This window comes from Bacteroides sp. An269 (assembly GCF_002159755.1).
In the GTDB taxonomy this organism is placed as follows: Bacteria; Bacteroidota; Bacteroidia; order Bacteroidales; family Bacteroidaceae; genus Phocaeicola; species Phocaeicola intestinalis.
Window position 1 is genome coordinate 19,796 of record NZ_NFJG01000002.1, and the last position, 15,800, is coordinate 35,595.

At 44.1% G+C, this 15,800-nt stretch carries 12 protein-coding genes and 1 tRNA gene; 4 read left to right on the forward strand and 9 right to left on the reverse strand.

The features are described from left to right. Positions 1–66: 66 nt before the first annotated feature. Entirely contained in the window at positions 67–498 is a 432-nt protein-coding gene (locus B5F71_RS01145) for a DUF5606 domain-containing protein (RefSeq protein WP_022041263.1), read from the forward strand. A gap of 306 nt (positions 499–804) precedes the next feature. Here B5F71_RS01145 and B5F71_RS01150 read toward each other — a convergent pair whose 3' ends face one another. From B5F71_RS01150 to B5F71_RS01170, 4 genes are all read right to left on the reverse strand, one after another. Continuing rightward, positions 805–3,873 (reverse strand): BACON domain-containing carbohydrate-binding protein, encoded by a 3,069-nt coding sequence (locus B5F71_RS01150; RefSeq protein WP_158098016.1) that lies wholly within the window; start codon positions 3,871–3,873, stop codon positions 805–807. An 857-nt stretch (positions 3,874–4,730) separates the two neighbouring features. Next, positions 4,731–5,459 carry a hypothetical protein gene (locus B5F71_RS01160; RefSeq protein ID WP_087207189.1) on the reverse strand — a complete coding sequence of 243 codons (729 nt, stop codon included), beginning with the start codon at positions 5,457–5,459 and terminating at the stop codon, positions 4,731–4,733. Between the two features lie 13 nt (positions 5,460–5,472). Next, a complete protein-coding gene (locus B5F71_RS01165; RefSeq protein WP_241148527.1) occupies positions 5,473–6,330 on the reverse strand; it encodes a hypothetical protein in 858 nt (285 codons plus the stop codon). Between the two features lie 36 nt (positions 6,331–6,366). Next, positions 6,367–7,428 carry a hypothetical protein gene (locus B5F71_RS01170; protein ID WP_140400124.1) on the reverse strand — a complete coding sequence of 354 codons (1,062 nt, stop codon included), beginning with the start codon at positions 7,426–7,428 and terminating at the stop codon, positions 6,367–6,369. A gap of 509 nt (positions 7,429–7,937) precedes the next feature. On the opposite strand from B5F71_RS01170, the gene B5F71_RS01175 reads away from it, so the two are divergent. Both B5F71_RS01175 and B5F71_RS01180 read left to right on the forward strand, forming a co-directional pair. Then, positions 7,938–9,839: an ATP-binding protein gene (locus B5F71_RS01175; protein ID WP_087207193.1), complete on the forward strand. Its 1,902-nt coding sequence runs from the start codon at positions 7,938–7,940 to the stop codon at positions 9,837–9,839. Beyond that, the gene (locus tag B5F71_RS01180; RefSeq protein ID WP_087207195.1) at positions 9,820–10,461 is read left to right on the forward strand and encodes a response regulator transcription factor; all 642 of its coding nucleotides are present in this window, start codon (positions 9,820–9,822) and stop codon (positions 10,459–10,461) included. Before B5F71_RS01175 ends, B5F71_RS01180 begins: the two co-directional genes overlap by 20 nt. A gap of 164 nt (positions 10,462–10,625) precedes the next feature. Here the strand turns inward: B5F71_RS01180 and B5F71_RS01185 are convergent, their stop codons facing one another. Together B5F71_RS01185 and B5F71_RS01190 are read right to left on the reverse strand one after the other, a co-directional pair. Then, the gene (locus tag B5F71_RS01185; protein WP_087207197.1) at positions 10,626–10,862 is read right to left on the reverse strand and encodes a nucleotidyltransferase domain-containing protein; all 237 of its coding nucleotides are present in this window, start codon (positions 10,860–10,862) and stop codon (positions 10,626–10,628) included. 115 nt (positions 10,863–10,977) lie between these two features. After that, positions 10,978–11,050: transfer RNA gene (locus tag B5F71_RS01190), tRNA-Phe, on the reverse strand. Positions 11,051–11,244: 194 nt separating this feature from the next. Here B5F71_RS01190 and B5F71_RS01195 point away from each other — a divergent pair. Continuing rightward, the gene (locus tag B5F71_RS01195; RefSeq protein ID WP_087207199.1) at positions 11,245–12,762 is read left to right on the forward strand and encodes a DUF3843 family protein; all 1,518 of its coding nucleotides are present in this window, start codon (positions 11,245–11,247) and stop codon (positions 12,760–12,762) included. 107 nt (positions 12,763–12,869) lie between these two features. On the opposite strand, the gene thiL is transcribed toward B5F71_RS01195, so the two are convergent. From thiL to lpxK, 3 genes are read right to left on the reverse strand one after another with little or no spacing between them, the layout of a single operon-like run. After that, positions 12,870–13,904, reverse strand: coding sequence for a thiamine-phosphate kinase (thiL, locus tag B5F71_RS01200; protein WP_087207201.1), 1,035 nt, complete (start codon positions 13,902–13,904; stop codon positions 12,870–12,872). Positions 13,905–13,907: 3 nt separating this feature from the next. Next, positions 13,908–14,717 (reverse strand): purine-nucleoside phosphorylase, encoded by an 810-nt coding sequence (locus B5F71_RS01205; protein WP_087207203.1) that lies wholly within the window; start codon positions 14,715–14,717, stop codon positions 13,908–13,910. Next, on the reverse strand, positions 14,674–15,789 hold the full coding sequence (lpxK, locus tag B5F71_RS01210; protein WP_087207204.1) for a tetraacyldisaccharide 4'-kinase: 1,116 nt from the start codon (positions 15,787–15,789) through the stop codon (positions 14,674–14,676). Before lpxK ends, B5F71_RS01205 begins: the two co-directional genes overlap by 44 nt. Between the last annotated feature and the right edge of the window lie 11 nt (positions 15,790–15,800).

A 15,800-nucleotide genomic window follows, 5' to 3' on the forward strand; every position in this document is an offset into this window, starting at 1 on the left:
GTATGTCGGTCGTGTATTGTATTTTTGTCCTATTAAAATAAATTATTAAACTAATTAGAAACTCGTATGTTGAAAACTATTTTGGCAATCTCGGGAAAACCGGGACTGTATAAGCTGATTTCTCAGGCTAAAAATATGTTGATTGTTGAAAATATCGCAGATAAGAAAAGAATGCCGGTCTATGCCAGTGATAAAGTGATTTCGTTGGGCGATATTGCTATGTACACCGATGCAGAAGAAGTGCCATTGGCTACTGTGCTCGAATCGGTAAAGAAAAAAGAAAATGGTGCTGAAGTGCAGTTCAATTATAAGAAAGCATCCAGTGACGAGCTGCACGGGTTTATGGCGGCAGTATTACCCAATTATGACCGTGACCGTGTTCATACCAGTGATATCAAAAAGCTGATTCAATGGTACAATCTGCTGGTATCAAGCGGTGAAACTGATTTTGTAGAAGGTGTTCAGATGGAAACCGTAGAGACTGCTGTCGAAGAATAAACAGAGACTATTTATGCACATTTGAAGCCATAAATTGAATGAATTAAACGACAATTCCTATTTGGGGATATTCAGTAAATGTCCCTAAAACATAAAATGGCATATGGAGATGACAGACGATAATCACTCTATGTGCCATTTTTATTGTAATTTTTCTGTGTTTCCTCACATAATAACTGTGTCTCCTGACATTACCGATATCTTCGCTTCTCAGATACAAACTTACGGCAGGCATATAAAAAACAACGGCCGGAATCTCTCACGGACTCCGACCGCAAATTATGTCTCTTCAATTTTATGCTACTATTATCTGTAAGGCACCACGATGTGATTCTTTTTAGCGTCGCGCCAAGTGCCTTTCACCCGTACAGGTGGGCGGTGGGTCTTCTTCCACTTTTCTACCTGTGTGGCAGAAGGCTGTTGCCGCAAACTACGTGAAGCCGCTGCATTTCGGCTAACGGCATCAAACCGCACAAATTCTTCGTAGTCGTAAGTCCACGAACTGCCTTCAGAAAGTTGCATAACAGTCTTGTAGATTTGTTCGCGGCTGGGGGCATTCAAATAACTCGTGGACTCTCCGCCTCCGTTCATAGTGCTATATTCAGAGGGACGGTAACATCCATACTCCCAAGTGTCGGCTCCTTCGAATACGCCTAAGTTTTCGTCTTTATAACGTTCGTCTTTCAAAAAGCGAGCCCATTTCACGGTTTCAGGGTCACTGCGCCAATCCACATTAGCCCACCACCCTTTGGTAGTCCAAGCATAATCATATATTTCTTTGTTTTCTTCTGGCATGGTATCACTCCCCTCTATAATATATTCGTCTGCTAATTTGGCAATTCCATGTCCTCCAGCTTCATGTAAGACATCATAGAACCCTATAGTTGAGCTTAGAATGTAAGCAACGAATGATCCATCTTCATAGAGGCTTGCATAAGAAGTCGTAGCCAATTTTTTAGGATTAGCAGACATGATGATGTTCAACCGTTCTGTATTTATGCCGGGAACCTTCAGGGCATATTCAAAACAATCATCATCTCCTTCTATGGCACGTTTTGCTTCATCCGTATATTCACCATTGGGAGAAACGGCTTTGACCATATAAACATTGAACCGTTCCTTTAACGATTTATATGGTTCTACAGAGAAGAGTTCTTCCATAGCTACTTTCATGGTACTTTCGTAAGGACCTCCCTCCTCCATGTCTTTATCCACAAATGCATCCCCCATCAGCACAAGGTCTATGCCTTTCCCTACTGTTGCTTTTTGCAAGACTGTCACTTCTCCGTCTTTACTGTAATCTGTAGAGGTGTACATGCCGGGAACATATTCCGGATGTTCTTCCGGTTCACCAAGATAGGTAGAAATAATTCTTTTAACTTCTCCAAAGAAGGCTTCTGAATCTGCTGGCGGAATGTAATTATCATAATTAACAAGATTTACAAGATTCCCTTCCTTGTCAAAAATGTAAGCCATTCTTGACTGGAGATAACTATTGTCCGTGTGTAAAAAATAATTGTCTGTTCCTATCACATAATCGAGATTTGTGGTTACTGTATTATCAATAATGTCTTCCCATTCATATTCTTTAAGTTCATTAGGCGTATTGCAATCCGTGAAACATAATAATGTTCCTAATCCTTTGTTTTGATAATCAAGTTGTAGGTTTATCAGTAATTCTGTAATATCCGGAATCATGGTTTTCCTTTTCTCTGCCGTCAACACTACGTTAATATCATTTCTTCGACACCATTCCAAACTATTCAGGCGAGACCCATCCAACAAGGTAAGGTTTGCATCGGTGATTTTCAAGTTGATACCCGTAAAATCAAAGTTTATTGGCTTTGAATCCCCATAATAGGGCTTGCACTGAATAATGATATCCCATGCAAATTCACTCCACCTGGGGTGCATTGTGATAGATGAAGGGATTGTCCCATGCATATTGTTGCCATTTAGCATAATCCATTCGCAATGGTCAAGAAATATAGAGAATGATTCAGGCAAAGTTCCTGTTAATCCATTCCCTGATAATACTATTCCTCTCACTTCACCATTTTCTGTAACACTTATTCCAAGCCACTCGCTAACAGGCTTGTCACTACACCAATTGGTATTATCACCCCAGTTATCTCCGCCGGTTGTTTTGTAAAGCTCTATCAATGCTTCACGTTCTATATCTTTTAGATTCACCTTCCCCGTTTGCTCCACGGTAATCTCTTGTCGGTTGTTGTTGGCATCGGCAATGGTAATGATGCCGGTGCGAGAATTATCATTGTCATTGGGGCTGATGGTGAAACTCAAAGGGTATTCCGTCAAGCCACGGGTATTGTTCTGTGTAATCCAATCCACGTTGGTACTGACCGTAAAGTCCACGTTAGTTTGGATAGAGAAGTTCAACGTTTCTCCTGCGCCTGATACTTCATACTTGTTTTTTGCCAAGATGATGGCATCCTTCTGCACTTGTACAATGTTTACGCTGTCTTTCAGCTCATTCTCCTCGTCCACGAACCGAATCACCGCGCTACGCGCGTCGTATGTTTCATTCGGGTCTACTATAAAATAATGTGTATAGGTGGAAAGGCTTCGGGAGGAATTTTCCCTTAACCAATCTACACCGGGCATTTCGATTTCGTATGCCGTATTGCTTCGTAATTCCACCTGAATGGTCTCTCCGGCACTGCTTACGATATATTCGGATTGGCTCAAGAGCAATGTAGGACCGGTTCCCATCTGATAGACCGTAACTTCTTCGGTCAAGCCGTTTCCTCCAGCTAACTTGATGACAGCCTGACGGGCTTCCGCCTCCTCATTAGCTTCTGCATGGAAGGCCAAGAATGAGGAAGTTAGTCCACGAGAACGGGCAACGGGAGTCAACCACGTTTGTGCACCGGATTCAATCTCATAAGTCACTTCAACATTCGCCTGCAGCTCTATCGAGAAATCGCCTCCTTCTGCTTCCAGCTCCACTTTGTTGGAAGTCAGAATCAACGCATCCTTTTGCTTCTGTGTCACGGTAATGGTTTTCTTTACGCTTCCCGATGTGATTGTGACCGAAGCATTACGTTCATCATAGCTATCATTTGCCGTAGTGACAAGGCTCAACGTATGAGTGCCCGCTTCACCGCTTGCAGGCGAAACACTAAGCCAACCCGAGGCAGCACCGTCAACAGAAGCCGTCCAATCGGAAGTAGTTGTAAAAGTCAAGGCGAGCGTACCGCCAGCAGTATCAAACACAGGAATATCTTCTTCCGATTCAACCGTTATAGACGGAGACTCAGGAGCAGGAGGATTCTCTTCTTTATCCTCCGAACATCCCTGGCAAAGCATCAGCAGCAAGCCAAGGACAGGCAAAACAAACAAATTCTGTTTCATCTTCATACTATCTAAATTACAGTCAAAACTATTAAAGAGTTATCATTTATCTGTGGTATAATACGGTCAAGAATAAGCCGCACTATCATATCGTTCTCTTTTCGCCAACGAGCGGGCAATACTCCGAAATATGACCATAATGGCTGCAAAGCGTACAAGCCTTTTCCTTGGAAACTAACATCGCGTTCTTATTACCCTTTTGTGCGGCTTGATATACCTTATTTAAATCTCTTTCCCAAGGCGAACACGAAGACAGCCCCCAACACAAAAGCATTCCCAATAAGACCAATCTGGAATGCATAAAAGATTTCCATGTCAACATTGATTTTACAGCCATATCTATTATTATTGTTTTTTCATAGTATAAATTCCGCAATTTGCCAATCCGTCTGTGTGAAAAACGCAGTAGTACTTACTTTGCCTCTGAAGTATATATCCGTAGGCGGATGAAGTATATATTCAACCGCACATGCAGTATATATTCAACCGCACATGCAGTATATATTCATCTGTCCATGCAGTATATATCCGTTTTTAAAGGGTATGTATTGGCTGGATACGGATATTCAATTTTCATAATATGCCATACAATTACTAAGCATACACTTTTTGCAAATTACAGCATTTTTTTTCAATTAGCTTGTCACCTAAAACAGTGATATTTGAAGCATATTGAACTTTTATGACCGCCCAACCACACATGTCCCGTAAGCCTTATCTTTGCTTTTGTATAGGAACATTCTATAAAAAGCGGTCGGAGTTCCTCCCAGAATTCCGACCGTAACAACTATTCAATAATATGCTGTTATTTTATCATATAACAGATAAAGCCGATTGAGACAAATGGAATAAGAAAATCACTTATCATCTTCTTTTTTAATTCCGTATTTGGCTTCTAACTCTTCATTCCATTTCTTAGCTTGTTCACGCAATGCATCCCGTTGCGAATAATAGGTATATTCTGTGACAAATTTTAACATGTTGCAGGCTTTTGCATATTTTGCAGGGACATCCGGAGCGGTAATTTTATCCTTAACATGTATTGTATCGCCTACAGCATGTTTCCCTAATCCTGAGCAAGATCCATAACCGATAGGTGTATCATCATCCATAATCAAATAATACAACCTGATATATTCTTCTGAATTTTGAGTCATTACGATGTCAAAGTTCACATGAAGCCGTGTAGTCTGCTCACCACCCCCGAATAATGCATATTCAGGAAGAGAAACTTTTTTCACCTCAATGTCCGACACAAGTTGATAAGACAGGCTATCCGACAATTCATATGCTACTTTTTCCCCTACCAGTTTGTCTGCCAACGGTTGGGCTTCTTTTCCTGCTTCTTCATACATCACCTGCATCTTGGCAACCAGCCCAAGAGCTTCACCCATACTCGCCTCCTTGCCTTGCATGGATGCGGCTTCTTTCAACAAGTCTACCGCCTTTTCTTCATACAATTCCGGTATATCGCCGAATAAACTTTTCTTGGCTACACCCGATGAGGATGTTCCATTACCTCCACAAGAGGCGAATGCCAATGCTGCTATCGCAACAAGGGCAAAAACTGATTGTTTTGTTTTCATAGATTCTGTTATATTAATTATATTGTTCCAATCCTACTAGCACCATGGTCCAGCCTTTGAACACCAGCCACAAAGCAGCCAGCGAAATAAGTCCTACGACCATCCCTGTCAACGGGAATAAGTCGATAATAGCTGCTATCAGCAAAATAATCATGCTGATGCGTAACTTGCCTGCACCTGCTTGCCCTTCGGTGCCTAAAGATGCCGACTGCATCATCGAGCCATACCCTAAGAACTCAATGATAAATCCAATAATCAGCAAGATGCCTGCCACGATGCCACCCAACAAGGGAATCCAGCCGAACACAACTGCCACGATACCCAAAATAACGGCTATCTTCAGACGCGACACGCCCTGTGCACCTTTCTGGTCAACACTTTGCTTGAGTTTGCCTAATCCCACAAAGAAAAGCACCAGGCCTATCAGTGCTGCAATGCCTGTCATTGTAGAATCGCCGATGCTATCGTATACATGTAGCAACAGAGCCATCAATACCAGGTAAGCTCCCTGGCTTCCACTATTTTTCCAACGGATGCCCAAAGCCCCTGCACTCATAAACAAAGCGACAAGCAAGGCTATCAGACCCACATAGTCCAACCAAGCCGGCATATCGGGAATAAGCGAAAGCAACCCTATCACGATTCCGCCACCTGCCAAGCACAAGAAAGGTACGGGCATAGGCCCGATTTTGTAGAAAGCGTATAAGGCCCATCCGGCTCCGATCACACCTACCAACTGGCTGCAAAACACCGAAACGCTGAAATCGGGTAACCCCAACAAAGAACCCAAATCGGGTAACAAGGTACACACCAGCAACAGCATACAGAACTGAAGCTGCAAAAACTTCTGTTTTCTTACTTTTTCGTCCATAAACGTATCATTTTAAATGAAAATATATACCTAACTTCAACTATAAAAAGGACAAGAATATGCCTTCCCGTCATATTTATCCTCTGGCAGATATTTCTCACAAGAACCATATTCATAAAATTGACAGAATTGGCAAGTCTTTTCTCCGAATACAGGTTTGCCTACAACTTTCTTCTCTTTACCATCATCAATTTTAAAGGCTTCAGCAAACATACTTGGGACAGACCTCACAATTGCAAAAGCAAACAACAAGAGAGGTATCAATACTATTGTTGTCAAAGTAGACAAAACGACTGGAAGCAAACATATCCAAAAATAAAAGAAGATGTAAAACATTTCAAACACATTTGCTTTAACTTTCATATTCACAATGAACAAAGCAATCAAATGCAACGCCACAATGCCATACAGTGCCCAAAGAAAATAGTCGTTAAGGGTATTGGAACTAAACAGATAAACCACTGCCCATACCACCACTGCAAGAAAAGCATATCCCGTACAGGAATTACGCCCTGACCATACTTCCGAAAGCATAATGACAGCTTTATAAGCAAACAAATTCACTCCAATCAGCACAAAGCAAGCAATCCAATAAAGAATAGTATGTCCCCAACCGTATACGCTCGGTGAAAACAGATATTCATAATACCCCCATGTATCACAGGAGGAATAAATAAAAAAGAGGACATTGGTAAACAAAGAGACCAATGACAACAAGGAATAATAAACGCCGATCATTGTCCGGTTTATATTCTCCCTTAAAAGAAGGAAGAATCCAACAACACACAAAACCAACAAGACTATAGCACCTATAATCATGTAGCGTTCATACGTCTTTAATGTCTCTTCAGGAATCTTAAGCGTAGGTATTCTCTCTTCCCACAGATTACCACGGTCCTTTGTCTGCAAATCTTCATACATCGACTTGCCGGTATCCAAATTGAACAACAGCTTCGAATCTACAATATGCCAAGCACCAGTCCGAGCATTCTTGACACAAATATCTGAACCTATCTCAAAAACTTTCTTTATGGTCAATTTATCCCCGACTTTTATTGTGTCTCGACCCGGTCCTAACAATCGCTTTGTTTTAGTCACAATTTCGTCTTTAACTCCATATTCCTGAGTCGGATAACATGAAGTTAAACCCAAAAGACTTAACACTAATATAATAAATGATAATATTCTCATTTTGCCTCTAAAATATATATCCACAGGCGGATGAAGTATATATCTGTTTTCAAAAGGTATATATTGGCAGGATGCGGACATTCAATTTTCATCATATGCCACACAATCTACTGAGCATACACTTTTTGCAAATTACAGCATTTTTCTCCAATTAGCTTGTCACCTAAAACAGTGATTTTTCAAAGGAGAATAAACTTTATTGAATGTTCGCATGAAGAGCCTTTGCAAACATAAGTGATGTGGCTGGCTCACTTATGTGAAACGTCCGACTCACTTATGTTAAACAGGCAACTTACTTATGTTTATCAAAATGCCTGTTTATCAAAATGCATCCTTGAATGAAAAAAATCCAACCACCCGGCATGTGGTTTCAAATAAATTACTATTTTTGCATCGGTTAACTATTATAAACAATTATGCGCACGTATTGCCTGCATCTTATCCTGCTGATTTCCGCTTTCGTGATACCTTTATCCGAAAGCAAAGGAAAAGAATTGCCTACCGATACCCTTCTGGCGCATCTCTATGACCAGGCAGTCTCGCTTATGGGAGAAGGCGAATACGACTCGGCTCAGGCTTGTTTCGACAAGGCTTTTGCTATGGAAGGCGTAACCGGCTCACCCCTTTATCCGATTCTGCTCAACGAGCAAGCCACCTTGCTCTTCTACGAAGGCGAACTCGCCCGCTCGCTGGAGATGAAGAAAAGCGTATTGCCCTACTTGCCCGAAGTGGAGGACTTGGAAAAGCACGTCAGCGTGTACAACGACCTGGGTGTGCTTTATCACCGGTTCAACCGGCAAGATTCTTCCCTTTATTTCTATAACAAGGCACTGGATGCCGCCCGGCAATACGGAGACAAGAGCTGGATAGGAAACCTCAACCTGAACCTGGCAGTATTCTACTTCAACCTGCGGAACTATGAAGACGCGGAAAGGCACATCGACGATGCGTTGAGGTATGTGCTCCAAACCGACGACCTTCCCACCACATTCGCTGCCTGGCAAGTGCGGTCCGCCATCAAGGCGCAAATCGGAAAGACTGAAGAAGCGGGGGCTTCCATCCAACAAGCGTGGCAAATCGCATGCGGTCCCGAAGGCAATGCGGAATGGAAGGTGCGCTGCATCCCCGGCATGTACCGGTACTTCCAGCGCAAAGGGATGACCGACTCTATTCGTTATTACATCGGCATAGGGAACAAACTTTTGGGAAAGCTCCCACCCCATAACATCTCCGCCGTAGGATTCATCCAGACACGAGGCTTGGCGAACTACGAACAAAAGCGGTATGCCGAAGCCCTGAAAGACTTTATTTACCTGAATACCCATCCGACGGGAAGCGAAAAGAAATCGCTTTTCGAAAAAATGGCAGTCTGCTATCATCATTTGGGAAATCCGCAAAAAGCCTTCGCCTATATGGACAGCGCACGGATGTGGGCGGACTCGCTCGCCAAGCAAGAAGTCACCTCGCAAATGGCGGAAGTGAAGGTGAAATACGAGACACAAGAGAAAGAACTGGAAATCACCCGGCTCCGCGAGAAAGTCTTGAAGCAAGAAGCCGACTCGCTGAAGATAGCCCTCGCCCTGATAGCCGGACTGGCATGTCTGGTTATCATCCTGCTCCAGCAACGCCACAAGCGGAGGAACGCCGAACGGGAACTGCTCCGGATGAGGCAAGAAAAAGAACTGGAATCGGCACGAAGCTACATCGAAGGACTGGAAGAAGAATGCAGGCATTTCGCCAAAGAGCTTCACGACGGTACCGCCAACGACCTGCTTGCCCTCGAAATGAAAGCCCGCACGGAAAAACAGGCGTCAATGGCTGAGGCTATCAAACAGGTAAGGGAAAACGTAAGAACCATCTCGCACGAACTGATGCCGCCCGAATTCGAAAGCCTCAGCCTGAATGAGATACTGAGCCAATATGCCCGAAGCCTCACGGAAAACACGGGCGTCCGCGTCAGCTATAACGAAAGCTCATCTTCGCCAACGCCACCCGACGCGTTGCCCCAAAGGACCGCCCGCGAAGTGTACCGCATCGTGCAGGAAATCACCATGAACGTCATCAAGCATACCGACGCTTCAAGCATCGGCATCCGCCTCACCCGCCATACAGACGGAAATATCTTCTTACAGATTACAGATAACGGTCATCCCATATACCCGAACCGTCCCCAAACGGAAGAAAAAGGCATCGGGCTACGTACCATAAGCGACCGTGCCAAAGCCATCCGGGCTACAATCGAAAACCAGACCGGCGAAAAAGAGAACCGCTTTATAATGACTTTCAAAATCGAATCCAATGAACGAGAATTTGTATAACATCCTTATGATAGATGATCATCCCATCGTGACCGACGGCTTGGAAAAGTTACTTAGTACGCATATCCAAGCACATTGCATGAAAGCCAACGACTTGAACACGTTAAAGCAAGTCCTTACGGGAACGGATTTCAACCTGTGCATCACCGATTTGGAATTTCCGGGCACAGACGGTTTCAACCTCATCCGAATGATACACGAACATCTGCCGCAATGCCCCATTCTGGTATATACTATGCATGAGGAGCCTTGGATAGCTACCAAGCTATACGAATCGGACATCCGCAATTTCATTAGCGGAGCTGTATCCAAACACGCTGACCTTAATGAAATTCCCATGGCAGTAAATACCATACGGAACGGTCAGGAATACTTCAGCCAGTCATTCAGTCTATTGTACGGTAAACGGAGCAGAACCGAGAACAGGTCACCTTACCGTACCTTGTCCGAGCGGGAAAAAGAAGTGTTGACATACCTCATGCAAGGGCTGAGTACGCGAGAGATAGCCCGGCGCATGTATCTCAGCATAAACACGATACAAACCTACCGCAAACGCCTGCTTGAGAAAATGAATGCGAAAAATGTAGCCGAATTGGTCAGCAAATGCAAAGGATTATTTTGATGGAAACCAAAACTTTTATTGGCATCAAGCTTATGCAGGTTGTGCATACTGGAGGAAAACTCACCGTAGTTTACACCTCGGCTTACACATAATTATTAACAATTGTATTACTTATCTCATATAAATATAGTGGTCCTATATTGGATAGGTCTCTATATTTCTGTTTATATCAGTATTCCCGTTTTGAGAATATCTGCATAGAGAGGATTGTTTGTATCTTCTGTAAGTAGAACTGGCTCTATAAGATTGCTTATCTTACGTTTCAGTTTCCACAATAAAGGAGTATCTTCAAAATAATCATCACTCATTCGTTCTACCACAACGGCAATGTCAATGTCGCTGTCCTCTGTGTGGTTGCCTTTGCTGTATGAGCCATAAAGGTAAAGATCCTTTAAGGGCAAATATAGCTAATTCTTTTTAGAAACAATCATTTGATGTTGAAAAACCTTTTTATTTCGGACTCCCAATAAAGCAATAAAAAAGAGAGCTACATCGCTGTAACTCTCTGACTCTTTGTGGTGCCAACGGGAATCGAACCAGTGACACAAGGATTTTCAGTCCTTTGCTCTACCAACTGAGCTATGGCACCAACTTTACAATCATTGTTTCTTGATTGCGAGTGCAAAGGTAGGCAATTTTTTTGAATCTGCAAACTATTTTGAAACTTTTTTATCAAAAGTGCAGAAATAACCGGGAAAGCAACAGGACAAACGTTTTTTTATGTACTTTCGGTCAAAATTGACAAGAAAGAACAACGATGTGTGCAACTAAAATCAATAAACAATGAAGAAAATATATCCGAAAGAATGGTTAAAATTGCATCCTTATCAAATTGTGGACGAAGTAGACCGCTATTACACCGATGTAGCCAATCAGATTTACCAAGTACTGAACACGCCTTTAGCAGACGGAATGTTTGAGGAGAAGGATGCCCGCTATTTTAGCCTTTGCCTGACAGCCTGGTTTGAGGATGTCATCAGCCAAGTAGGAATTTGGACTACTTTTACAGCAGCGTGTAAGAAACGTTACGGGAACTGGCTTCCCTTTTATCCGCTGGATGATAATTATTACCCCGATGAAATTAATGTAGAAGACATACGCTTTCTGTTATGGCATCATATACAGTTCTCTTCCCGAGATGAAGGACGTATTATTAATCCCGAAAATCCAGTGATAGAACTTTTCGCGAATGAACTTTACTGCATATTGGATGAGATTTATGAAACGGCACCCGAAAATGAACGGCTTTGGCAATTTATGCATCCCAAGGGAAAAGGAGGATTGAACAGTTTCGAGAAGTATCGTTTAGTATTGCAATGGTTTCATTATGACTCTTATTTCAATATCGAAAACCAAAAGCAATATGAGGATGAATTAGAAGAAACAACAAGCGATTTAAGCGAGGATTGGCAAGGGAAGAAGAACTTGCTCGTATATAACACCTATACAGCCTTGATGTTGCAAGGGCGCAGAGACCTTTTATCCTTGACATCTTGCGAATGGCTGGCATTGTGGGCTGAACAGAACAACGGTCCGCAAGAATGGCGTTCGACAAAGGAGTATATAGAAAGTTTCTTCTTGCTTACAGGGGAAGATGACGGTTTCTTGTATTTACAGGACTTATGCGGTAAGGATGAAGTGTATCGAGTTACTAAGGATTCTTTCGACTTGAGTTCTATCAAAGACAGGCAAGTGGGTGAATCAGTTGCTCTCTGCACCTTGCTGCATTATGGAAAAGTGTGGAATCAAATAGGTATAATGAGTCTGTTGCCGTCATTGAATAATGACATAAAGCAAGCTGTAGAAAGCCTGCGTGACAAAAAAGAACATCGGAACGAAAAGGCTGTGTATGAAGACTTCATACGGGCAACCGGCGGAAAGCCTTTTTATTTCTGCAAATCCCGGCAGGAAATGATTGACTTTCTGACTCATGAGATGAAATACCGTACGGCTGAAGGATTGAAGTTGCCTTCAATAAGAGCAAAGCATGGATTGATCTTGATGGCAAGTCCTCGAACCGGACTGTACATACAAACCCAGTTATGCGAATGTGTCAAGTCGCCCGACAATCCGTTTTACGATGCAAAAGCCGCTGCTCAAAAAGCGCTTTCTTTCTTACTTAGCCCGGACGTGATTCCATACGACTTGAGTTGCATGTTGCAAGACAGGGGCATGCTACCGGATGCGATGCTGAACAGTTTAAAAGGGGAAGAGTACGGACGGAAATTCTTACAACAAAACGCGCACTTTCTGACAGATTATTTCTTCCACCGTTGTCGGGAGAAAGATTATGATGCATAATTTAAGCATTCTATTCACCACAGAGGACGCAGAGGCACACAGAGTTATTTAAATTTTTCTCTGTGGTACTCTGTGTCCTCTGTGGTGAATAATGCTATTTCTATATCTTACTTCAACGGATTCCAGCCTTGGGCTTTCAGTTCCAGTTCGGTTCCGTCGCGCGTAAGCAAGGCACAGCCTAAATCGGGTTTGGTGATGTAGCCGATGACTTTCACATCCTTTATCTGTTCCACTTGTTCGTGCGCCGTGAGGGGAACGGTGAAGAGCAGTTCGTAATCTTCGCCTCCGTTCAATGCACAGGTCGAAAGGTTCATGTTGAATTCTTCCGCCATGACAGCGGTCTGGTAATCTATCGGAATACGTTCTTCGTACACCCGGCATCCCACCTTGCTTTGCGTACAGATATGCAACAATTCAGAAGAAAGTCCGTCGGAAATGTCCATCATTGCCGTGGGCTTGATTCCGGCTTTTGCCAGGCTTTCGATAATGTCGCGGCGTGCTTCCGGTTTCAGGAAACGTTCCAACAGGTATTCTTTTCCTGCAAAGTCGGGTTGCACATCCTTTTCTCCTTGGAACACGGCTTTCTCACGTTCCATCAGCTGGAGGCCCATGTAGGCAGCTCCCAAGTCGCCTGTCACGCAAATCAAGTCGGTTTCTTTCGCACCGTTGCGGTACACAACCTGGTCTTTTGCCGCCTCGCCGATGCAGGTGATAGAAATGGCAAGGCCTGTGACCGAAGAAGTGGTATCACCTCCTACGATGTCCACATGGTGTTGGCGGCACGCCAGCTTCACCCCGTCGTAGAAGTCTTCGAGATCCTCTATGCAGAAGCGTTTCGATACGGCAAGCGATACGGTAATCTGCTTCGGCATGCCGTTCATGGCATAGATATCCGAGAAGTTCACCATTGCCGATTTGTATCCCAAATGCTTTAGCGGAGTATATACCAGGTCGAAATGTACGCCTTCCATCAGCAGGTCGGTAGTAACCAATACCTGTTTATCCGGATAGGAGAGTACGGCGGCGTCATCGCCTACGCCGTACTCCGACTCCTTGTTCTCCAATTTAATATCTTCCGTCAGACGCTTGATTAAGCCAAATTCGCCTAGCGTCGCTATTTCGGTTCTGTTTCCTTCGTGCATGGCTTACGCTCTGTTTATCAGTTCTCTCATAATAGTGGTCATGCGCGGCTGGGCGGCATCTGCCGCCTTTTGCACTTCTTCGTGGGATACTTCCACGATTTTACCTTCTACGCCTAAGTCGGTGATGACCGATACGCCGAATACCTTGATGCCGCAATGGTTTGCCACGATAACTTCGGGCACGGTCGACATACCTACCGCATCACCGCCCAAGATATGAAACATCTTGTATTCCGCCGGCGTTTCGAATGTCGGGCCTTGTGTGCCTACGTATACGCCTTGCTGTACCTTGATGCCTTTTTCCTTGGCGATTTCCAATGCCTTGGCGATTAATTCCTTCGAATATGCCTCGCTCATGTCCGGGAAGCGGGGACCGTAATCGATGTTCTTTCCACGCAACGGATGTTCGGGGAAAAGGTTGATGTGGTCGGTGATAATCATCAGGTCGCCTATCTCGAAATCAGGGTTCATGCCTCCGGCAGCATTCGACACAAAAAGCGTCTTAATGCCCAATTCACGCATTACCCGCACCGGGAAGGTCACTTGTTGCATCGAATAGCCTTCGTAGAAGTGGAAACGCCCTTGCATCGCCAGGATGTCTTTCCCACCCAACTTGCCGAATATCAGCTTACCGCTATGTCCTTCTACGGTTGAAAGGGGAAAGTTGGGGATATCTTTGTAACTTATTTCATATTTATCGGTTATCTCATGTACTAAACTTCCCAAACCGGTTCCCAATATAATGGCGGTTTCAGGATGAGTCTGCATTTTAGCCTTCAGAAAGTCGGCTGTTTCTTGTATTTTCTCTAACATAATCTATGATGTTTTGGTTGAACATTTCTTTTTCTTCTTCATCGAGGAACTCTACCGTAATAGGCAGCACATATATATAAGGTATCAGGTCCTTGTCCATATCAGGGTGTCCGATGAGCCTGGCTGCATCTTTTTCGGTCGTGACGATGAACCGCTTTTTTTCCGGCAATTTCCCGAATCTGTCTTTGATGCATTGTATATCGGAAGCATCGAAGGCGTGATGGTCGGGAAAAGTAAGCGGAACGATATGCGGACTGTATTCCGACAGTTTTTTTATGAGAGGGGCAGGCGAAGCGATACCCGTAAGGAGCAAGATGTACTCATCCGTCCGGACGCTTTCAAGGTTACGTTCGGGTGCCTCTACAAACAAAGGCTGGAGTTTCCCGTATGCCAAGGTCGTGAAAAACAACTCTTGTCGGGGGAGTGGCGCCAGTTCTTTCCGTATGGCATTCCGGATATCTGTATCCAGACCGGGCGGACACTTGGTGACTATCAGAATGTCTGCCCGTACTTTCCCGCTTACCGGTTCGCGCAAACGCCCGGCAGGGAGTAAAGCATCGCGCGTAATCAGGCGATGATAATCGATAAGCAGAATGGTGACGCCTGCATTCACATACCGATGCTGGAAAGCATCATCCAAGAGGATAACCCGTGTACCGGGTGTCGTATGTCCATCAGTCAGCAGGCGGATACCATGACACCGGTCGCGGTCTACCGCTACGTAGATGTCCGGAAACTTGTGCAACATCTGGTAAGGTTCATCACCTATCTCCTCAATGGGCGTTTCCGGATTCCCTAACACAAATCCTTTCGATTTCCGTTTGTATCCCCGGCTCAATACAGCTACTTGCCATTCCCTGTGTAACAAGCGTATCAGGTATTCAGTGTGTGGGGTTTTGCCTGTGCCTCCCACCGTGAGGTTCCCGATGCAGATAACCGGTACGGAAAACGTGTGCGAATGCAGCACGCCTCTATTGAATAAGGAGTTGCGCAAACGCACTCCCACTCCGTATAGCCAAGCTAGGGGCAGCAGGCTGCGGTATATCTGTATGTCGTTCGGCTTGTTATGCATATTTTTAGTTG